This window comes from Duganella sp. S19_KUP01_CR8 (assembly GCF_036688705.1).
Lineage (GTDB): Bacteria > Pseudomonadota > Gammaproteobacteria > Burkholderiales > Burkholderiaceae_D > Rugamonas.
This window is the reverse complement of record NZ_JAQQPR010000008.1, coordinates 37,668-57,519: the sequence shown is the minus strand read 5'-3', so window position 1 is coordinate 57,519 and position 19,852 is coordinate 37,668. Positions and strand designations below refer to the sequence as shown.

Below are 19,852 nucleotides of genomic sequence, written 5' to 3'. Positions count from 1 at the left end.
GTCACCTCTGGATGGGCTGCTGCTGGGGAAATTCAAGGATAAAGATGGCGTAGGCGCCCTCGCGCGATACGCAATGGATGCTGGCGTTCCAGGCCAGCATGATCTCCTCGCACAAGGCCAGGCCGATGCCGGCGCCGTTGTGCGGCGGATGGGAATAAAAGCGGCGGAAGATCAGCGGCATCTGCTGCGCCGGGATGCCGCAGGCGGTGTCGATGAACAGCAGGCGCGGCGGCCGGTGCGCGCCGTCGACCACGATGCGCACGCGGCCCTTGCCGGCGCGCTGCACCGCCTTGAGCGCGTTGCGCAGCAGGTTCAGCAGGATCACCACCGACAACTCGGTCTGGCCGGCGAAGCTGAAGTCGCGCCGCATTTCCAGCGTCACCAGTTTTTGCTGGGTGGCGTTGGAGAAGGGGTAGCGCTTGAGCACCGCCTCCACCACGGACTCCATCGTCACTTCCTCCACCGGCCGCAGGTTCTGCCGCACCGCCGTGGCGCTGAGCAGGAACAGGTCGATCATGTGGTTCATATGGCGCACCTCGAACTGGATGCGCGCCAGCGCGTCGATGGCGCTCAGGCGATCCTCCTTGGTGCGGTTGCTGGTGTCGGTGTACATGCGCAGCAGGCCGCGCACATTGGCGTCGACGCTGGTGAGCGGCGTGCGCAGCTCGTGCGCCACGGTGGCCAGGCCGGCGCCCAGGCCGGCCAGTTTTTCCTGCGCCAGCACGTGGCGGCTGATCTTGGCGGCCGACAGCGCGGCGATGGTGAACAGGTGGATCGGCAACTGCTGCAGCACCGGCCTGCTCAGCATGGCCGCTCCCTCGCCCAGCACGGCGGCGGACACGCAGGCCACCGTGGTGCCGATCAGGTAAGCCTTGACGGCTAGCCCGGTGTCGAAGTGGAACAACACCACCAGCCCGATCAGCAGCGACTCGCTCCACACGCCCGAACCGTGGTTCATCAGGAACATGAAGGTGAAGAAGAACGGGAAGATGTAGCTGAGCGTGATCAGCAGGTACACATGCAGCATGCGGCGGCTGAACTGGCGGGCGAACAGGCCCAGCGCGCACAGCAGGATGCCCAGCAGGCGCAGCGGCAGGCTCTCGTACTCTTGCGGAAAGAAGTTCTGCCAGATCACGTAGTACAGCGGCATGCCCACCGTCCCTATGCTGGCAAGCAACAACACGCGCACCGTCGCATGGTCCTCGCGACCATGGTAGAGCAACAGCGACTGGAGCATGCCGTGCTGCCAGTGTTTCCAGCGTTCTTGCAGTGGTGGCGTCATGGGCAAATTGACTTTTATCAAGGTGCCATGATCGCCTTAAATTGCAACGCGCTCACGCATATCAATTCATTAATTGATCGGCATCAATCACCCCTTGTTTTTTTGGCCTCAAGGTTGGCATCGTATTCATAAAAAAACAACCTTATTCAAATAATTCAAGGAGCCAGAAAATGCCCAACGCGATTGCTCAGAATCATGTCCAGGCCCCGATGTTTGCTTTGCCAGCCGAACAGCACATGCCCGATTTTGTCACCCGCCGCATGGATGAACACTACGTCACCCGCATCGAGCTACTGTTGGGCGGCGAACACCCGCACGCCTGGCAACCGACGCCGGCCGGGGCGGTGTTTCTGGCCGGTAATGACTACCTGTGCCTGGCCGGCGAGCCTTCGCTGATGCAGGCGCAGATGGCGGCGCTGGCCAACAGCCGGGGCGAGCTGCTGATGTCGGCCGTGTACTTGCAGGAGGGCAGCGCGCAGCATCGGCTGGAGCGCAAATTCGCCCACTTCATGGGGGCGCAGGACGGCATCCTGGCGCAGTCCGGCTGGGCCGCGAATGTCGGCCTGGTGCAGACGCTGGCGGCGCCCGGCATCCCGGTCTACCTGGACATGCAGGCCCACGCCTCGCTGTGGGAAGGCGTGCAGTCGGCCGGCGCGCTGCCGGTGCCTTTCCTGCACAACGACCTGGAGCATCTGCAAAAGCAGCTGGCGCGCCACGGGCGCGGCCTGATCGTGGTCGATGCGCTGTACAGCACCAACGGCAGCGTGGCGCCGTTGCGCGAGCTGGTGGAGATCGCCGAGCGCAGCGGCTGCCTGCTGATCGTCGATGAATCGCATTCGCTGGGCACGCACGGCCCGCGCGGCGCCGGGCTGGTGGCGGACCTGGGGCTGAGCGAACGGGTGCACTTCCGCACGGCGTCGCTGGCCAAGGCGTTTGCCGGGCGCGCCGGTTTCATCACCTGCTCCAGCAAGTTCAAGGGCTACTTCCTGTCGGAGTCGCGCCCGGCCATCTTCAGTTCCTGCCTGCTGGGCCATGAGCTGGCGTGGTTCGACGCCGCCATCGATTTCGTCGCCGCCGCCGATGACCGCCGCGCCGCGCTGCACGCGCATGCGGTCGAGGTGCGCGAGGAGTTGAGCGCGCTGGGCTACAACGTCAGCGACGGCAGCGAGCAGATCATCGCGCTGGAGCCGGGCCCGGAGCCAAAGACGCTGGCGCTGCGCAAGCTGCTGGAGCGGCACGGCGTCTACGGCGCCATGTTCTGCGCGCCGGCCACGCCGAAGAACCGCTCGCTGGTGCGGCTGACGCTGAACTCGGGCCTGGACCGGATGCAGTTGTCGCGCATTATCCAGGCCTGCGACGACATCCGCGGCGAGGCCGACCTGGAAAACTGGTCGTCGACCCGGCGCATGCGCCGGCTTGCGCTGGTGTGACGCCCTCCGATCGTCGCCCGGTACGCTATCATGGAGGTTATGACTGAATCCCGAACTCTCTACGAAGTTATCGGCGGCGAATCGCGCGTGCGCGACATGGTCGACCGTTTTTATGACCTGATGGAACTGGAGCCGGAGTTTGCGCTGCTGCGCGCCGCCCACCCGCCCACGCTGGACAATGCGCGCGAGCGCCTGTTCATGTTCCTGAGCGGCTGGATGGGCGGGCCGGACCTGTACATCGAAGCGCACGGCCATCCGCGCCTGCGCATGCGGCACATGCCGTTCGCCATCGGCACCCAGGAGCGCGACCAGTGGCTGCGCGCGATGGCGTGGGCGATGGAGGATGTCGGCATCGACGAGGCGCTGCGTCTGCGGTTGATGGAGTCCTTCTATCAAACCGCCGACTGGATGCGCAACAAGCCGGATTGAGCCCATGAGCCAGATCGAATTCTATGTGATGCTGGCCGCGCTTGCGGCCGTGCTGGTGCTGCAGGCGCTGTCGCTGCTGCGCGCGCGCGGGCAGGCGGGCAATGGCAATGCCGGCGACCTGGCCGAACGCATCGAACGCGTCGAGCGCGAAGTGCGCATGCAGTTGCAGACCACGGCGCAAGCCACGCACGCGGCCAGCGTGCAGCAGTTCGAGGCGATGCGCCGCCAGCTGGAGGCGCAAGGGCTGGTCGGCCGCGATGAGCAGGGCCGCGGCCTGAAGCAGTTCGCCGACAGCATGAATCAAACGCTGGCGCGGCTGACCGAATCGAATGCCGCGCGCATGCAGGAGGTGCGCGCCACGCTGGAAGCCAAGATCAAGGATCTGCAGGCGGACAACGGCGCCCGGCTGGAAGAGATGCGCAAGACCGTCGACGAGAAGCTGCATGCGACGCTGGAGGCGCGCCTGAGCGCCTCGTTCCAGCAGGTGTCCGAGCGGCTGGAACGGGTGCACCAGGGGCTGGGCGAGATGCAGCAGCTGGCGCTCGGCGTGGGTGACCTGAAACGGGTGCTGACCAATGTGAAGACGCGCGGCACCTGGGGCGAGGTGCAGCTGGAGATGCTGCTGGAGCAGGTGCTGACGCCGGAGCAGTACGCCAAGAACGTCGAGACCATCGCCGGCAGCGGCGCGCGGGTGGAGTTCGCGCTCAAGCTGCCGGGCCAGGTCGAGGGCGGGGCGCCGGTGTGGATGCCGATCGACGCCAAGTTCCCCAAGGAGCAGTACGAGCGCCTGCTGGAAGCCGCCGACCGCGCCGACGCGGAAGGCGTGGCGCTGGCCGGCCGCGAGCTGGAACGCGCGGTGCGTGGCGAGGCCAAGACCATCTCGGAGAAATACGTGTCGCCGCCGCACACCACCGATTTCGCTATCCTGTTCCTGCCGACCGAAGGCCTGTATGCGGAAGTGATGCGCCGTCCCGGCCTGGCCGACGAGCTGCAACGCCTGCACCGCATCAGCATCGCCGGGCCGTCGACCTTGTCGGCGCTGCTCAACAGTTTGCAGATGGGCTTCCGCACGCTGGCGCTGGAGAAGCGCTCGTCGGAAGTGTGGCAGGTGCTGGGCGCTGTGAAGACGGAGTTCGGCAAGTTCGGCGACGTGCTGTCGGCCACCAAGCTGGCGCTGGAACGGGCCGCCAAGAACATCGAATCGGCCGAGACCCGCAGCCGCCAGATGGCGCGCAAGCTGAAGTCGGTGGAGGCGCTGCCGAGCGAGGCGGCGCAGCTGCTGCTGGGACCTGAAATCGACAAGAATGATCTGGATGTAGAGTGAGCCATACAGCCACCCCTGCTGAGCGCAGTGCGGGGTAAAAACAGGAGCCAACCATGCCTAGCCGTACTCTCGATTTTTCCACGGTCGGCACGCCAGCCGTCCAGCGCAACAAGATCGTCAGCGCGGCCGATGCGGTCGGCCTGATACGCGACGGCGACACCATCGCCACCGGCGGCTTTGTCGGCGTCGGCTTCGCGGAGAATATCGCGGTGGCGCTGGAGCGGCGCTTCCTGTCGGCCGACAGCGGCGGCCATCCGCGCGACCTGACCTTGCTCTACGCCGCAGGCCAGGGCGACGGCAAGGAGCGCGGCCTGAATCACTTCGGCCACGAGGGCCTGCTCAAGCGCGTCATCGGCGGCCACTGGAGCCTGGTGCCCAAGCTGCAGCAGCTGGCCATGAGCGGCAAGATCGAAGCCTATAACCTGCCGCAGGGCGTGATCAGCCAGCTGTTCCGCGACACCGCCGCCGGCAAGCCCGGATTGCTGACGCACGTCGGCCTGGGCACCTTTGTCGATCCGCGCCACGGCGGCGGCAAGATCAACGCCCGCACCACCGAGGAGCTGGTCGAGCTGCTGACGCTGGGCGGCAAGGAATACCTGTTCTACAAATCGCAGCCGGTGCACGTGGGGATCATCCGCGGCACCACGGCCGACGCGCTGGGCAACATCACCATGGAGCGCGAGGCGCTGACGCTGGAGGCGCTGGCGATCGCGATGGCCGCGCACAATTCGGGCGGCATCGTCATCGTGCAGGTCGAGCGCATCGCCGAGCGCGGCACGCTCAATCCGCGCCAGGTCAAGATCCCCGGCATCCTGGTCGATTGCGTGGTGGTGGCGGAAAAGCCCGAATACCATATGCAGACTTTCGCCGAGCCATACAACCCGGCCTACTCGGGCGAGCTGCGCGTGCCCTTGTCGGCGGTGGCGCCGATGGCCATGTCGGAGCGGAAGATCATCGCTCGCCGCTCGCTGATGGAGCTGCGGCCGAACAACGTCGTCAACCTCGGCATCGGCATGCCGGAAGGCGTGGCGGCGGTGGCGGCGGAAGAGAAGCTGCTGGACCTGGTAACGCTGACGGCGGAGCCGGGCGTGATCGGCGGCATGCCGGCCGGCGGCTTGAACTTCGGCGCGGCCACCAATGCCGACGCGGTCATCGACCAGCCTTACCAGTTCGACTTCTACGACGGCGGCGGGCTGGATGTGGCGGTGCTCGGGCTGGCGCAGGCGGACCGCCACGGCAATCTGAACGTCAGCAAATTCGGCAGCAAGCTGGCCGGCGCCGGAGGCTTCATCAACATCAGCCAGAATGCGCGCAAGGTGGTGTTTGTCGGCACCTTCATGGCGGACAAGGGCGCGACCCGCAAGTTCATCAACGAAGTGGAGCACCGCACCTACAGCGGCGAGTATGCGGCGCGGCGTGGACAGGAAGCCCTGTTCATCACCGAGCGCTGCGTGTTGCGGCTGGTGCTGGACGGCGGCATGTCCGGGCTGGAGCTGATCGAGATCGCGCCGGGCGTGGACGTCGAGCGCGACATCCTGGCGCACATGGATTTCAAGCCGGCGATCAGCGCGCAGCTGAAGGTGATGGACGCGCGCATCTTCGGGCCGCTGGCGATGAACTGGCGCGCCGACTTCCTGGCGCTGCCGCTGGACCAGCGGCTGGTGTACGATGCGCAGCAGGAGCTTTTCTTCGTCAACTTCGAGGGCTTCGAGATCAGCGACGCCGAGACCATCGCCACGATTTGTTCGATGGTGGCGGAGCGCCTGGCGCCGCTGGGCCGCAAGGTGCCGGCGGTGATCAACTACGACAACTTCTCGATCGCGCCGGATTTGATGGACCAATACGTGGCGGCGGTGAACCAGCTGGCGGAGCGCTACTACAGCAAGGTCACGCGCTACGCGCACAGCACCTTCATGCGCGCCAGCCTGGGACGCGCCTTCCGCCGCATCGAGAAGGACGCGGCGCTGTTCGCCAACTCGGCCGAGGCGCTGCTGCGCTTGCAGGAATCCTGAATGCGGTCGAGCAGCTTACAACAGCGAATTTCAACCCGGCTGGCCTTCCTGGCGGCGGGCATGGCGATGTCGGCCTGGGCGCCGCTGGTGCCGTTTGCGCAGGCACGCACCGGCGTGGAACCAGGCCAGCTTGGCTTGCTGCTGCTTTGCCTGGGCATAGGTTCGCTGCTGGCGATGCCGGTGACCGGCGTGCTGGCAGCGCGCTTCGGCTGCCGACGCATCATCCTGCTGTCCGGCCTTGGATGCTGCCTGGTGTTCCCCTTCCTGGCGATGGCGCCGACGGCGTGGTCGCTTGCGTTGGTGCTGTTCCTGTTCGGCGCCACGATAGGCACGCTGGATGTGGCGATGAACATCCAGGCCGTGATCGTCGAGAAGGAATACGACGGCGCGTTGATGTCGGGGTTTCATGGCTTGTTCAGCGTGGGCGGCATCGTCGGCGCAGGCGGCATGACGCTGATGCTGTGGGCGGGACTGGAACTGGTCACATCATCGTTGGTGCTGGCGGTCGCCGTTGCGCTGGTGCTGGTCTACGCCGGCCCGCATCTGTTGCGCGACCCGGCGCCGTCGGAGCGTGATGCGCCTTTGTTTGCCATGCCACGCGGCGCGGTGATATTGATCGGCGCCTTATGCTCGCTGGTGTTCCTGGCCGAAGGCGCGGTGTTGGACTGGAGCGCAGTGTTCTTGACCAGCGGCGGCGGCTTCACGGCCGGGCAGGGCGGACTTGGTTATGCGGCCTTCGCCGTTGCGATGACGGTTGGCCGGCTCAATGGCGACAAGCTGGTGCAGCGCTGGGGCGGCGCGCGGCTGCTGCTGTTGGGCGGATTGTGCGCGGCGTTGGGATTCCTGAGCGTGGTGCTGGCGCCGTCGCCGTGGATTGCGCTGGCCGGTTTCGCCTTGATCGGCACCGGCGCGTCCAACATCGTGCCGGTGCTGTTCAGCGCTGCGGGCAGCCAGCAGGACATGCCCGCCAGCCTGGCCATCAGCGCCATCACCACCATCGGCTATGCGGGTATTCTGGCCGGGCCGGGATTGATAGGATTTGTGGCGCATGCGTTTGGATTGCAGCTGGCGTTCGCCGGTCTCGCCTGCGGCATGTTGCTGGTGGCGGCCAGCGCCCGCATGGGCGTGGCCCCGCTGCGTAGCGCCAGCTAGTGTCCTGCTAACGGCTGGCCAGGCGCTCCAGCCGCAGGCGGTGGCGCTCGTCGGTGACGCTGCGCGCCGCCAGGTAGACCGCCAGCGTGACCGACAGCCCGCTGCCGCCGGCCAGCAGGAACATCAACAGGATCTGGTAGCGCACCGCGTCCATCGGGTCCATGCCGGCGAGGATCTGGCCGGTCATGATGCCGGGCAGGGTGATGATGCCGGCGGCCGACATCTGGTTGATCAGCGGGATCAGTCCCTTGCGCACCGATTCGCGGATCAGCGGCGCCAGCGCCTCGTTGCGGGTGGCGCCCAGCACCAGCTGCGCTTCGATGGCGTTGCGCGAGTTGATCACGCCGCCGTAGAAAGTGTCCAATCCCAGGCTGGCCGAATTGAGCACGTTGCCCAGCACGATGCCGATCAGCGGGATCGCGTATTGCGGCTCGTACCATGGCGTCGGATGCAGCACCGTCAGCAGCGCCAGCATCGCGGTGGCGACGCTGGACAGGCCGACGCTGGCGGTGGCCAGCCACACGCCGGGCCAGCCGCGCAAGCCGTGCGCGGGCCGCATCGCCACCTCGCGCGCGGCGGCGACGATCATCAGCACTGCCACGGCTAGCGTGGCGGCCGGCGACGCCAGCGCGAACACCCAGCGCAGCACTAGCCCGACCAGCAGCAATTGCACCACCATGCGGGTGGCGGACCACAGTATCTTGCGCTGCATGCGCAAGCCCAGGTACGCGGAGATGCCGGCATTGAGCAGCACCAGCGAGGAGGCGATGGCCAGGTCGATCGAGCCTGGCTGGATAGGCGTCATGCCGGCGCTCATGGCGCGGCCTCGTTTTCGGTGAGGCGGCGTTCGCACATCGTCATGCTGCGGTGGCCCAGTGTTTGCGCCTGCGCTTCGGAGTGGGTGACCAGGATGATGGCGAGGCCCGCGTCCAGCTCCTTTTGCAGCAGCTGTTCGGTGGCGGCGACGGCGGCCGGGTCCAGCGCGGCGGTGGGTTCGTCGAGCAGCAGCACCTGCGGCTTGCAGGCCAGTGACCGCACCAGTGCCATGCGCTGGCGCTCGCCGGTGGAGAGGCGGCTGATGTCGGCCTCCAGCAGCGCCGGCGACAGGTTCAGTTGCGGCAGCAGCTCGCGCACACGCGCCATTTGCGAGGGCTTGAAATGGTCGCCGGCGGTCGGCAGCCACCATGCGGCTTCGGCGGGTTGGTAGACCACGCCCGCGCGCCACGCGGGCGCGCTCATGCCGGAGCGCGGCAGGCCGTCCAGCAGCGCCTCTCCGGTGTTGGGATCAAGATCGCACAGCATGCGCAGCAGCAGGCTTTTACCCGCGCCCGATGGGCCGGAGATGGTCAGGCATTGGCCCGCTTGCAGGTCGAAGGAAAACGGGCCGGCCAGCGGCGACTGCAGGTTGCGGATGCGCAGGCGCGGGCAGGCGGCTCCGTTGGGCTGGATCATCTGCTCAGATCAAGCCATCGAACAGCAGCACCTCGACCATCCCGCCGGCGGCGATGTCCGCCTGCGCCTCGTGCAGCACGACGATGCAATTCGCCTCGGTCATGGAGCTCAGGATGCCAGAGCCCTGCGCGCCGGTCAGGCGCACTTGCGGTGCGCCGTCGGCGCCGGTGCTGACGATGCCGCGCTGGTATTCGGTGCGGCCGGGGCGTTTGCGGATAGCTTCCGTGGCGCGGGCCTGCATCGCCTGTTGCGTCGCCTGCGTGCCCATCATGCGCAGCAGCGCGGGACGGGCGAACATGTAGAACGACACCATCACCGCCACCGGATTGCCGGGCAGGCCAAACAGCCAGGCGCTGTCTGCCTCGCTGCGGATCTGGCCGAAGGCGAGCGGGCGGCCGGGACGCATCGCCAGCTTCCAGAAGGCGACGTCGCCGATGCGGCCGAGGATGTCGCGCGTGTAGTCGGCTGCCCCTTCGGAGACGCCGCCGGAGGTGATGATGGCGTCGGCGTTGGCGCAGGCATCCAGCAGCGCCGCTTCCAGCGCGGCTGGATCGTCGCGCACGATGCCCATGTCGATGACGTCGCAGCCCAGCCGCGTCAGCATGCCGAACAGCGTGTAGCGGTTGCTGTCGTAGACGCAGCCGTCGTCGAGGGGCTCGCCCAGCGAGCGCAGTTCGTCGCCGGTGGAGAAGAAGGCCACGCGCAGCTTGCGCCGTACGGCGACTTGGCCGATGCCGAGCGAGGCCACCAGGCCCAGGTCGGCGGGGCGCATGATATTGCCCCGGGCCAGGGCGATGCCGCCGGCCTTCAAATCTTCGCCGGCGAAGCGGCGGTTGGCGCCGGTGCGGATGGCGCCATGACGGATGGTGACCGTGCCGTCGCCGATGTGCGCAGCCAGTTCCTGTGGCAGCACGCTATCGCAACCGGGCGGGATGGCGGCGCCGGTCATGATGCGGATGCACTCGCCGGCTTGCGGCGCCTGTGCGCACGGCCGGCCGGCGTAGGCGATGCCGATCACTTTGAAGGTGGCGTCGGGAGCGCCGGCCGGGGGCAGGTCGGCGCCGCGCAGCGCGTAGCCGTCCATCGCCGAGTTGTCGTAGGCCGGCACGTTGATCGGCGAGATGATGTCTTCGGCCAGCACGCGATCGAGGGCGTCGCGCAAGGCCAGCCGCTCGGTGGCCGCGACCGGCGTCACGCGCTCGCAGATGATGCGCTGCGCTTCGGCCACGGGCAGCGCGCCGGGATCGCCGGCGGCGGGAGTGGACGGCGCAGCAATTGCGGCTTCGGCGGATGGTGCGCTGGCGCTGGCCTGCTCGTGCATCTGCAACTCGGCCAGCGTGTTGATGTTGCGGAAGGCGTCGGCGTCGTCGAACATCACTTCGGCCACGCGCAGCGATTTGATCCAGCTTTCCATGCGGCGCGCGCCGGTGTCCAGGTAGGCGTCCAGCTGCGGTAGCAGGCTGGCTTTCATCAGCGCGAATACAGGATGCGGCTGGCGATACGGTTCCGCGCCTTCCTCGGCTTCCATTGTGACGGCCAGCGCCACGTCGGCATTCTGCTCCAGCATCGCCGCGTACAGGCGTTCGGCCAGGTCTTCAGGCAGGAAGGGCGAGTCGCAGGGAGCGGTCAGCAGCAGTTCGGTGGGGCAGTACTGGAGGCCGATCTGCAAGCCGGCCAGCGGGCCTTCAAAGCCGTCCAGGTAGTCCGGCAGCACCGGCGCTTCGCCTGCTACGGCCTGGTATTGCGGCAGGTTGCGGTTGGCGTTGATGACGACGCTGGCCGCTTGCGGCGCCAGGCGGCGCATCACATGTTCCACCAGCGTGGCGCCGCGGAACGGTTGCAAGCCCTTGTCGACGCGGCCCATGCGCGTGCCGCGCCCGCCCGCCAGTATCAGTCCGGTGACCTTGCTCTTCAAAGACAAACTACCCTCCGATGTAAGACATTTCCACTTTGTTGGCGCTGCGTTGCAGGCCGTCGGTGTTATTGGTGCGCAGCTCCGAGTAACGGTCGCCGCGCGCGCGCCACAGCTGCGCCAGCACGGTGCTGATTTCCTCATCGCTGCGGCCGTCGCGCAGCAGGGCGCGCAGATCGTGGCCGCTGGTGGCGAACAGGCAGGTGTACAGCTTACCCTCGGTCGACAGGCGCGCACGGGTACAGTCGCCGCAGAATGCGTGGGATACACTCGAGATCAGGCCGATCTCGCCGCGACCGTCGCCGTTGTTGTCGATATAGCGCCAGCGGGCGGCGGTTTCGCCGGTGTAGTTGGCGGACAGCGGTTCGAGCGGCATCTCGGCGTGGATGCGGCGCACCACCTCGGCCGAAGGGATCACCTCGTCCATCTTCCAGCCGTTGGAGGCGCCGACGTCCATGTATTCGATGAAGCGCAGGATGTAGGGCGTGTTCCTGAAATGGCGGGCCATCGGCAGGATCTCCTGATCGTTCATGCCGGCCTTGACCACCATGTTGATCTTGACCGGGCCCAGTCCGACTTGATGTGCGACATCTATTCCGTGCAGCACGTCGTCGACCGAAAAGTCGACATCGTTCATTTTCTGGAAGGTGGCGTTGTCGAGCGCGTCGAGCGAGACGGTGATGCGTTGCAGGCCGGCGTCCTTGAGCGACTGCGCCTTGCGGGCCAGTAGCGAGGCGTTGGTGGTCAGCGTCAGGTCCAGCGGCTTGCCGTGGACGGTTTTCAGTTCGGCCAGCATGCCGACCAGTTTTTCGATGTTCTTGCGCAGCAGCGGTTCGCCGCCGGTCAGGCGGATCTTCTCGACGCCGTGGGCGATGAAGGTTTGCGCCAGGCGGGTGATCTCTTCGAACGACAGCAGCGAGGTGTGCGGCAGGTATTGATAATCGGTATCGAACACTGCCTTGGGCATGCAGTAGACGCAGCGGAAATTGCAGCGGTCGGTGACGGAGATGCGCAGGTCGTGCAGCGGACGGGCGAGCTGATCGCTCAACAGGCCGGTTGGCGCTTCCAGGATAGCGGGGACGGCTGGCGGCGCGGGGCGCTGGCTGGCCATCATGATAATTTTCTCTGCCATGACTCTACAATCTTGCTGTTTTTGAAATGCGGGACAACGGTTGGACAACTACAAGAAGCTACGATAGCACGCCGCCGCCAAATCCGGTGTCAGGTCCCCCATTTGAGCATGAGGTCGGTTGCACCAGCCGAGCTCATGCTCAAATGGGGGACCTGACCCCGGATTATAAAAAAGCCCCGCCGGCACCGAGCGCGCTCTTGAGCGCGTTCAGGCCGGCGGGGCTTTTTGGTTTGCAGCCCGGAGCGGTTAGCGGCGGGTGTCCACCTGGACCAGCGGCTCGTCATTTTGCGGTGGCAGCGGCTTGCGTTCGCGTGGAACGCGGGCCGGTGCTACTGCGTTGGCGGCTGCTTCCTGCGCGGCGCGCAGCTTGGCTGGATCGGTGGCTGCCAGCGTCAGGCCGGCGGAGCCGAGCACTGCTTGCAGGTCGATCGGGGCCGATGGTGCGACCGGCGCTGGTGCTGGTACCGGTGCTGCGACTGGTGCAGGCGCTGCGGCGACCAGCTCGGCAACCACTGGCGCTGCCACTGGAGCAGGAGCTGGCGTTGGCGCAGGAGCCGGAGCAACTGCAGCGACAACCGGCGCCGCTTCCACCACGACTGGTGCGGCAACTTCCACCACCACGGCCGGCGCTTCCGCGACGACTGGCGCTGCAGGTGCTTCCACCACGACAGCTACTGGCTCGGCGACGACTGGCGCAGCTTCAACCACAGGCGCTGCAACTTCAGCGACGACGGCTGGCGCGTCAACGACTGGCGCTGCGACTGGCGCTGGCTCCGGCGTCACGACTGCTGCGACGACTGGCTCGGCGGCCGGTGCTTCGGCAACCACTGGCGCGACGGCGACTGGCGCAACCACGGCCGGTGCTTCCACTGCCGGTGCCTCCACCGCGGCGGCTGCCGGAGCAACTGCTGCCTCGGCGGCTGGTGCGCTGAAGCTCAGGGCGATCTGCTCGCCTTGCTCACCAGCTTCACCGGCGGCCGATTCCTGGCCTTCCGCGCCTTCGACACCCTCGCTACCGTCACGGTCGCGACGATTGCGGTTGCGGCCACCACGACGACGACGACGACGCGGCTCTTCACCGTCCACCGCTGCTTCGTTTTCATCACCTTCCGGGCCGGTGCTCGGCGCAGTTTTCAGGATGCTGGTGGCTGCTTCGGTCACCGGGCCGGTCGACGGCACGCCGACGTTCAGCGCCAATTCTTCAACCTTGGCTTCGACTGGAGCTTTCTCGCCGCGTGGTTCACGCGGAGGACGTGGCGTGCGTTCTGCACGTTCCGCGCGCTCCGGACGTTCTGCGCGTTCGCGTGGCGCCTGGCCGTCTGCTGCCTGGTTTTCACGCGGTTCACGCGGCTCGCGCGGTGGACGCGGTGGGCGTGCCGGACGGCCATTGGCGTCGACTGCCTTCGCTTCGTCCGTCGGACGGGCTGCGCCTGGTTCGCGCTCTTCGCGCTCGCCACGGCCTGCGCCCTTGCCGTTACGGTTGCGGCCACGTGGGCCACGCGCGTTGCGGTCGCCACGGTCGCCGGACGGCGCCTTGACCACGATGGTCGGCTGCTGCGGCAGGGCCGTCGGCGCCGGTTTCGGGCTCAGGAAGCTGAACAGCTTGGCGAAGAAACCTTGCTCGGCCGGCGCTGGCACTGGGGCCGGCGCTGGCTTGATGACGGTTTCGGTCGGCTTGCGCTCGACCAGCGGTGCAGGCTGGTCAGGGGTGATGGTCTTGACCATGGCTTCCTGGCGCGGCTTGGCTTCTTCCTTCTGGCGCTTGCTGTAGGCCATGTCGGTTTCGGCTTGCTCGGCCAGCGAGTAGCTGGCCTGGCTTTCTTCCAGACGCGGATCGTCGTGCTTGATGCGCTCCAGCTTGTAGTGCGGGGTTTCCAGGTGCTTGTTCGGCACCAGGATGATGCTGATGCGGTGGCGGGTCTCGATCTTCAGCACTTCGCCGCGCTTTTCGTTCAGCAGGAAGGCTGCCACGTCCACCGGAACTTGCACGTGGATGGTGGCCGAGTTTTCCTTCATCGCCTCTTCCTGGATGATGCGCAGGACTTGCAGGGCCGACGATTCGGTGTCGCGGATATGGCCGGTGCCGGAGCAGCGCGGGCAAGTCACGTGCGAACCTTCGGACAGCGACGGACGCAGGCGCTGGCGCGACAGTTCCATCAGGCCGAAGCGGGAGATCTTGCCCATCTGGACGCGGGCGCGGTCGTGGTGCAGCGCGTCTTTCAGGCGCTGTTCGACTTCGCGCTGGTTCTTGGCCACTTCCATGTCGATGAAGTCGATCACGATCAGGCCGCCCAAGTCGCGCAGGCGCAGCTGGCGGGCCACTTCTTCAGCGGCTTCGCAGTTGGTGTTGAAGGCGGTGGTCTCGATGTCCGAACCACGGGTGGCGCGGGCCGAGTTGACGTCGACCGAAACCAGGGCTTCGGTGTGGTCGATCACGATGGCGCCGCCCGATGGCAGCGGCACGGTGCGGCTGTAGGCGGTTTCGATCTGGTGTTCGATCTGGAAGCGGGAGAACAGCGGCACGTCGTCGCTGTAGCGCTTCACGCGGTGCACCATGTCCGGCATCACGTGGCTCATGAACTGGTGAGCTTGTTCGTAGATGTCGTCGGTGTCGATCAGGATTTCGCCGATGTCAGGCTGGAAGTAATCGCGGATGGCGCGGATCACCAGCGACGATTCCTGGTAGATCAGGAATGCGCCTGAGGCCGACTTGCCGGCGCCTTCGATCGCGCGCCACAGTTGCATCAGGTAGTTCAAGTCCCACTGCAGTTCGTCGACGTTGCGGCCGATGCCTGCGGTGCGGGCAATCACAGACATGCCTGGCGGCAAGTCCAGCTTGTCCATGGTTTCGCGCAGTTCCTGGCGCTCTTCACCTTCGACACGGCGGGATACACCACCACCGCGCGGGTTGTTCGGCATCAGGACCAGATAGCGGCCGGCCAGCGAGACGAAGGAGGTCAGGGCCGCGCCTTTGTTGCCGCGCTCTTCCTTTTCCACCTGGACCATGATTTCCTGGCCCTCGCGCAGCGCTTCCTTGACGGAGGCGTTACGGACATCCACACCTTCGCGGAAGTAAGTGCGTGCTACTTCCTTGAATGGCAGGAAACCGTGGCGATCTTCGCCGTAGCTGACGAAGCAAGCTTCCAGCGACGGCTCGATGCGGGTGATCACGCCTTTGTAGATATTGGATTTGCGCTGTTCGCGGCCGGCGGTTTCGATGTCGATATCGATCAGTTTCTGACCGTCGACGATCGCTACGCGCAATTCTTCTTGCTGCGTAGCATTAAACAACATGCGTTTCATTTTTATTAACTCCGCGACCCGTAGGTCATCTCTGTGCCGCTCGGTTTCTTAGGACCGAGGCAGCGTGGTACAGGGATATACGCGAGAATTAATGTGATTGCGGTGGGTATGCCCATCCTGTGCGGCGCAGCAACGCGGACGAAACCGTTCGCGTTGCGGCCGCAACTGGGCGCATGATGTCGATCGACATGCCGAGTGCTCGCATCACCTGCAACTCATCCATGCGGCCCCTAACGGACGGCAGAGAAATGCAGGCGGTGAGCAACGTCGTTGAGAGCCAAATCCTGACCAGGCTTACATACTACAAGTATTGCAACTTCGGTAACCAGGCTTGTTTCAGCCTTCCGTCGAGCTTGCAGCAAAGCATGGGGTCCGGCGAAAACGGCAAGCGTTATCAACTTCATCAACCGGCCAGCTCGACACAAGACCGAGCTGGCCGGACTTTATCCTTACAATCCAACCATATTAATTCAGCATCCCTGCTGACATCCGATTACAACAACGGTGCAACCTTGATTCCGGCAGGGGTGGTGCGTATACATTTTTTCCTCTGAATTTGCAATTTGGCGAGGCCAGTGGAGACGCCCCTGTGTAAAATGTGCTTTTATTCTTACACTTGCAGCAGATGGAACCGCAGCGAAACAATTATATATTCAAAATGAAGGACTTAGAGAGATTTCTGGGAAGACAGAGCAAATGAAGCAACAAAAAGATGTTATCCCACCTTCAACACCCCAGGACGTTCCGCTCCAAGCGCAATTCGTCACCATTACTGAAGAAGAAGCCGGCCAGCGTATTGATAACTACCTATTGCGTATTTGCAAGGGTGTGCCGAAGAGTCACGTCTACCGCATTCTGCGCTCGGGCGAGGTGCGGGTTAACAAGGGACGCATCGATCAGATGTACCGTCTGGTACAGGATGACGTCGTCCGCATTCCACCGATTCGCATTGCCGAGAAGGCCGATACCACCCATGTGCCGGCCGCTGAATTCAAGGTGATTTTCGAGGATGCCCACCTGCTGGTGATCGACAAGCCGGCCGGCGTGGCCGTGCACGGCGGTTCCGGCGTGTCCTTCGGCGTGATCGAGCAGTTGCGCGCATCCCGGCCGGACGCCAAGTTCCTGGAACTGGTGCACCGCCTGGACCGCGACACCTCCGGTTTGCTGTTGCTGGCGAAGAAACGTTCGGCGCTGACCAACCTGCACGAACAGATGCGCGACGGCCATACCGACAAGCGTTACCTGGCCATGGTGGCGGGCGACTGGAAAAATGCGCGCCAGCATGTCAAGCTGCCGCTGCACAAATACACCACGGCCGACGGCGAACGCCGCGTGGCCGTGCAGGCCGAAGGCATGCCTTCGCACACGGTGTTTTCGCTGCTGAAGAAATTCAAGGACTTCGCCCTGCTGGAAGCCGAACTGAAGACGGGACGCACCCACCAGATCCGTGTCCACCTGTCATCTTCCGGCTTCGCCATCCTGGGTGACGATAAATACGGCGATTTCGCCTTGAACCGCGTTTTGCTGAAAGCCGACGCCACGCGTGGCGCGCTCAAACGCATGTTCCTGCACGCCCATCAGATTACCTTTACCCATCCAGATTCCGGCAAAATCATGACGCTGAACGCGCCATTGGCTGCCGAATGTGAGCGATTCTTGGTAAGCTTGGGGAAACCTCTTAACTAATCGCAAATATTATTGAAGGAGCCGGCCCGCGGTAGCAGGCCGGAACACATGGCAAGAAAGCAATTTGATTTAATCGTCTTCGATTGGGATGGAACGTTGATGGATTCAACGTCAACGATCGTGAAATGCATACAGGCGGCGGCCCGGGACTTGTCCCTGCCGATACCCCGCGACGACGTTGCCGCCCATGTGATCGGCCTCGGCCTGCATGAAGCCATGCAGGCGGTGTTGCCGGAGATCGATCCGTCCTACTATCCGCGCATGGTGGAGCGTTACCGCTATCACTTCCTGTCGCGCGACCACGAGCTGACCCTGTTCCCCGGCGTGCAGGACATGCTGACGGAGCTGTCGCAAAACGGCTACTTCCTGGCGGTGGCCACCGGCAAGAGCCGGGTCGGCCTGAATCGCGCCATGAACGACGTCAAACTGTTGTCCATGTTTGACGCCACCCGTTGCGCGGACGAAACCTTCTCCAAGCCACATCCCGCGATGTTGCAGGAGTTGACGCGGGAGTTGGGCCAGGATATGCGCCGTACCGTGATGATCGGCGATACCTCGCACGATTTGCTGATGGCGAACAATGCCGGCGCGTCCGCCATCGCGGTGCAGTACGGCGCCCATCCGGTCGACCAGCTGGCGGCCTGCAACCCGCTGTACTCGGCCGCCACGGTGGCCGAGCTGCATCAATGGTTGAGCGAGCATGCGTAATGGCTGACGAAGATATCCTGATCTGCGCCGCCGACGCCGTGCTGGAAGGCGGCAAGGGCGTGCGCTTCCTGGTGACCGCTGGCGGCGACGATGGCACCGGCTTCGTGGTGCGCTACGGCGGCAAGGCGTATGCCTACCTGAATCGCTGCGCCCACGTGCCGATCGAACTGGACTGGGCCGAAGGCGAGTTCTTCGAATCCAGCGGCCTGTACCTGATGTGCTCCACCCACGGCGCGATCTATGCGCCGGAAAGCGGTTTCTGCGCCGGCGGACCATGCAAAGGCGGACGTTTGCGCCCGATCAGCGTGGTGGAGCGCGATCAGCAGATTTTCTGGCAACCGGATGACTACGTGCGCCCCGCGCGCGCCTGACTGACACTAGACGAGAACTATGAGCGATAACACTAGCGAAAATGGCGGTAACAGCGCCGAAAAACCAGCATCGGCGCCTCCTGCGCCGGTCAAGGCGACGGTCGCCGCGTCCAATTGGGAGCGCGAGGTGCTGGAAAAGCTGGTGTTTGCCACGCTCAAGGAGCAAAAAGCGGCGCGCCGCTGGGGCATCTTCTTCAAGGCCGTGACCTTGCTGGTGATCGTGGTCGGGCTGAGCGCCTACCTGGACATCAGCTGGACCGGTTCGGAGGAGACCCTGGGCCGCCACACGGCGCTGATCGAGATCGAAGGCGCGATCGAGTCCGAAGGCAGCGGCGCCGCCTCGGTGGTGATACCCGCGCTGAACAAGGCGTTTTCCGACAGCGGCTCGGTGGCGGTGGTGATGCATATCAATAGCCCGGGCGGCAGTCCGGTCCAGGCCGGCATGATCGTCGACGAGATGGTGCGCCTGCGCAAGGGCTATCCGGCCAAGCCGCTGTACGTGGTGGTGGATGAAATCTGTGCCTCCGGTTGCTACTACATCGCCGCCGGCGCCGACCGCATCTACGTCAACAAGGCCAGCATCATCGGCTCGATCGGCGTGCTGATGGACGGCTTCGGCTTCACCGGCATCATGGAAAAAGTCGGCGTCGAGCGCCGCCTGCTGACCGCCGGCGACAACAAGGGCTTTATGGACCCGTTCAGCCCGCTGACCGAAAAGCACAAGCAATACGCGCAAACCATGCTCAACGAGATCCACCAGCAGTTCATCCAGGTGGTGCGGAGCGGCCGCGGCAAGCGCCTGAAGGAAACCCCGGAGATGTTCTCCGGCCTGTTCTGGACCGGCGCCAAGTCCATCGACATGGGCCTGGCCGATGCCTTCGGCACGGTCGACAGCGTGGCGCGCGACGTGGTCAAGGCCGAAGACATCATTGACTACACCCAGCATGAAGGCTTGCCGGAACGCGTGCTGAAGAAATTCGGCGCGGCGATGGGCGCCGGCGCGGTCAAATCGGCGATGGATAACGTCAAGCCCAGCCTGCGCTGAGCGGGCGGCGAGGCAGGCTGGCCGTTAGTCATAGTGATAGCATCACTGGACTACCGATTAACATTATCAATCCAGCCTTATTCATGCTTGCATATCCGACCCGGTGGACTATAGTGGTGTTGTAGTTCTTTCCAAGGGGGGCCGATATAAACAGTTTATCTTGTTGTCAGCACGATCTTGTTCAATTTGATGGAACTACTCAACTGCATCATTGATGCGGAGTAGAGAGAATTTCGATTCCTCGTAAAGAGTCCTGTAATGGGGCTGAAAACAGCGGCGCAATGCCGCTGTTTTCAATTGCGGCGTCGGTTTGCGCGAAACCGCCGGCGTCCAGCCAGGCCAGGAAGTGCGCTTGCTGGTCGGCATGCCACCGCTCCAGCGGCCCCCCGGGGGTGTCGGTGGGTGGCGTGCAGCTGTTGCAACGCGCCAGCAGCAGTTCGGTTCTGTGCATGGCGGCCTGTTCTTGCGCCGCTGTTGTAACGGAGAGTAAGGTAGACATGGTAAGTCCTGCTGAGCTTTCCTAATGCAGTAGGCGGATTCCTATTGCAATTTCAGTTTATCAACGGAGTTGGCGCGGGACTTGATATGTATCAAGGTTGATGACTATCTAGAAT

Annotated in this window: 17 protein-coding genes; 10 read left to right on the top strand and 7 right to left on the bottom strand. The window is 64.6% G+C overall.

The annotated features are described in order from the left end of the window. Position 1: 1 nt before the first annotated feature. A complete protein-coding gene (locus V6M89_RS10125; RefSeq protein ID WP_332853072.1) occupies positions 2-1,282 on the bottom strand; it encodes a sensor histidine kinase in 1,281 nt (426 codons plus the stop codon). A gap of 170 nt (positions 1,283-1,452) precedes the next feature. Between V6M89_RS10125 and cqsA the strand changes: the two genes are divergently transcribed. The 5 genes from cqsA to V6M89_RS10100 are packed head-to-tail and all read left to right on the top strand — an operon-like array spanning position 1,453 to position 7,629. After that, positions 1,453-2,712, top strand: a complete 1,260-nt coding sequence (gene cqsA / locus V6M89_RS10120; RefSeq protein WP_442881967.1) for an alpha-hydroxyketone-type quorum-sensing autoinducer synthase — start codon at positions 1,453-1,455, stop codon at positions 2,710-2,712. Positions 2,713-2,742: 30 nt separating this feature from the next. Continuing rightward, positions 2,743-3,141 carry a group II truncated hemoglobin gene (locus V6M89_RS10115; RefSeq protein ID WP_332853070.1) on the top strand — a complete coding sequence of 133 codons (399 nt, stop codon included), beginning with the start codon at positions 2,743-2,745 and terminating at the stop codon, positions 3,139-3,141. A gap of 4 nt (positions 3,142-3,145) precedes the next feature. Further along, entirely contained in the window at positions 3,146-4,465 is a 1,320-nt protein-coding gene (locus tag V6M89_RS10110) for a DNA recombination protein RmuC (RefSeq protein ID WP_332853069.1), read from the top strand. A 53-nt stretch (positions 4,466-4,518) separates the two neighbouring features. Then, entirely contained in the window at positions 4,519-6,477 is a 1,959-nt protein-coding gene (locus tag V6M89_RS10105) for an acyl CoA:acetate/3-ketoacid CoA transferase (RefSeq protein ID WP_332853068.1), read from the top strand. Continuing rightward, positions 6,478-7,629: an MFS transporter gene (locus V6M89_RS10100; RefSeq protein WP_332853067.1), complete on the top strand. Its 1,152-nt coding sequence runs from the start codon at positions 6,478-6,480 to the stop codon at positions 7,627-7,629. Positions 7,630-7,636: 7 nt separating this feature from the next. Here V6M89_RS10100 and V6M89_RS10095 read toward each other — a convergent pair whose 3' ends face one another. The 5 genes from V6M89_RS10095 to V6M89_RS10075 form a co-directional block, all read right to left on the bottom strand. After that, positions 7,637-8,446 (bottom strand): ABC transporter permease, encoded by an 810-nt coding sequence (locus V6M89_RS10095; RefSeq protein ID WP_332853066.1) that lies wholly within the window; start codon positions 8,444-8,446, stop codon positions 7,637-7,639. Continuing rightward, positions 8,443-9,081 carry an ABC transporter ATP-binding protein gene (locus tag V6M89_RS10090; protein WP_332853065.1) on the bottom strand — a complete coding sequence of 213 codons (639 nt, stop codon included), beginning with the start codon at positions 9,079-9,081 and terminating at the stop codon, positions 8,443-8,445. Before V6M89_RS10090 ends, V6M89_RS10095 begins: the two co-directional genes overlap by 4 nt. A 4-nt stretch (positions 9,082-9,085) precedes the next feature. Further along, the gene (moeA, locus tag V6M89_RS10085; protein ID WP_332853064.1) at positions 9,086-11,002 is read right to left on the bottom strand and encodes a molybdopterin molybdotransferase MoeA; all 1,917 of its coding nucleotides are present in this window, start codon (positions 11,000-11,002) and stop codon (positions 9,086-9,088) included. Between the two features lies 1 nt (position 11,003). Beyond that, the gene (gene moaA, locus V6M89_RS10080) at positions 11,004-12,125 is read right to left on the bottom strand and encodes a GTP 3',8-cyclase MoaA (RefSeq protein WP_332853063.1); all 1,122 of its coding nucleotides are present in this window, start codon (positions 12,123-12,125) and stop codon (positions 11,004-11,006) included. Between the two features lie 246 nt (positions 12,126-12,371). Beyond that, on the bottom strand, positions 12,372-15,428 hold the full coding sequence (locus tag V6M89_RS10075; RefSeq protein WP_332853062.1) for an Rne/Rng family ribonuclease: 3,057 nt from the start codon (positions 15,426-15,428) through the stop codon (positions 12,372-12,374). Positions 15,429-15,601: 173 nt separating this feature from the next. On the opposite strand from V6M89_RS10075, the gene V6M89_RS10070 reads away from it, so the two are divergent. The 5 genes from V6M89_RS10070 to V6M89_RS10050 all read left to right on the top strand — a co-directional run bounded on the left by V6M89_RS10070 (position 15,602) and on the right by V6M89_RS10050 (position 19,238). Then, the gene (locus tag V6M89_RS10070) at positions 15,602-15,982 is read left to right on the top strand and encodes a hypothetical protein (protein ID WP_332853061.1); all 381 of its coding nucleotides are present in this window, start codon (positions 15,602-15,604) and stop codon (positions 15,980-15,982) included. 142 nt (positions 15,983-16,124) lie between these two features. After that, entirely contained in the window at positions 16,125-17,114 is a 990-nt protein-coding gene (locus tag V6M89_RS10065; protein ID WP_332853060.1) for an RluA family pseudouridine synthase, read from the top strand. A 48-nt stretch (positions 17,115-17,162) separates the two neighbouring features. Beyond that, on the top strand, positions 17,163-17,822 hold the full coding sequence (locus V6M89_RS10060) for an HAD-IIIA family hydrolase (protein ID WP_332853059.1): 660 nt from the start codon (positions 17,163-17,165) through the stop codon (positions 17,820-17,822). Continuing rightward, on the top strand, positions 17,822-18,193 hold the full coding sequence (locus V6M89_RS10055) for a Rieske (2Fe-2S) protein (RefSeq protein WP_020701587.1): 372 nt from the start codon (positions 17,822-17,824) through the stop codon (positions 18,191-18,193). Before V6M89_RS10060 ends, V6M89_RS10055 begins: the two co-directional genes overlap by 1 nt. 19 nt (positions 18,194-18,212) lie before the next feature. Beyond that, complete coding sequence (locus V6M89_RS10050; RefSeq protein WP_332853058.1) at positions 18,213-19,238, top strand: S49 family peptidase; 1,026 nt, start codon at positions 18,213-18,215, stop codon at positions 19,236-19,238. Positions 19,239-19,446: 208 nt separating this feature from the next. On the opposite strand, the gene V6M89_RS10045 is transcribed toward V6M89_RS10050, so the two are convergent. Further along, positions 19,447-19,737 (bottom strand): hypothetical protein, encoded by a 291-nt coding sequence (locus V6M89_RS10045; protein WP_332853057.1) that lies wholly within the window; start codon positions 19,735-19,737, stop codon positions 19,447-19,449. Positions 19,738-19,852 lie beyond the last annotated feature (115 nt).

Excerpts from the sequence above, each read along its gene's own strand:
- cqsA (WP_442881967.1), top strand. The coding sequence starts at position 1,453 with ATGCCCAACGCGATTGCTCAGAATCATGTCCAGGCCCCGATGTTTGCT.
- V6M89_RS10095 (WP_332853066.1), bottom strand. The coding sequence starts at position 8,446 with ATGAGCGCCGGCATGACGCCTATCCAGCCAGGCTCGATCGACCTGGCC.
- V6M89_RS10045 (WP_332853057.1), bottom strand. The coding sequence starts at position 19,737 with ATGTCTACCTTACTCTCCGTTACAACAGCGGCGCAAGAACAGGCCGCC.
- V6M89_RS10060 (WP_332853059.1), top strand. The coding sequence starts at position 17,163 with ATGGCAAGAAAGCAATTTGATTTAATCGTCTTCGATTGGGATGGAACG.
- V6M89_RS10105 (WP_332853068.1), top strand. The coding sequence starts at position 4,519 with ATGCCTAGCCGTACTCTCGATTTTTCCACGGTCGGCACGCCAGCCGTC.
- V6M89_RS10065 (WP_332853060.1), top strand. The coding sequence starts at position 16,125 with ATGAAGCAACAAAAAGATGTTATCCCACCTTCAACACCCCAGGACGTT.
- V6M89_RS10110 (WP_332853069.1), top strand. The coding sequence starts at position 3,146 with ATGAGCCAGATCGAATTCTATGTGATGCTGGCCGCGCTTGCGGCCGTG.
- V6M89_RS10100 (WP_332853067.1), top strand. The coding sequence starts at position 6,478 with ATGCGGTCGAGCAGCTTACAACAGCGAATTTCAACCCGGCTGGCCTTC.
- V6M89_RS10050 (WP_332853058.1), top strand. The coding sequence starts at position 18,213 with ATGAGCGATAACACTAGCGAAAATGGCGGTAACAGCGCCGAAAAACCA.
- V6M89_RS10075 (WP_332853062.1), bottom strand. The coding sequence starts at position 15,428 with ATGAAACGCATGTTGTTTAATGCTACGCAGCAAGAAGAATTGCGCGTA.
- V6M89_RS10115 (WP_332853070.1), top strand. The coding sequence starts at position 2,743 with ATGGAGGTTATGACTGAATCCCGAACTCTCTACGAAGTTATCGGCGGC.
- V6M89_RS10090 (WP_332853065.1), bottom strand. The coding sequence starts at position 9,081 with ATGATCCAGCCCAACGGAGCCGCCTGCCCGCGCCTGCGCATCCGCAAC.
- V6M89_RS10125 (WP_332853072.1), bottom strand. The coding sequence starts at position 1,282 with ATGACGCCACCACTGCAAGAACGCTGGAAACACTGGCAGCACGGCATG.
- moaA (WP_332853063.1), bottom strand. The coding sequence starts at position 12,125 with ATGGCAGAGAAAATTATCATGATGGCCAGCCAGCGCCCCGCGCCGCCA.
- V6M89_RS10070 (WP_332853061.1), top strand. The coding sequence starts at position 15,602 with ATGATGTCGATCGACATGCCGAGTGCTCGCATCACCTGCAACTCATCC.
- V6M89_RS10055 (WP_020701587.1), top strand. The coding sequence starts at position 17,822 with ATGGCTGACGAAGATATCCTGATCTGCGCCGCCGACGCCGTGCTGGAA.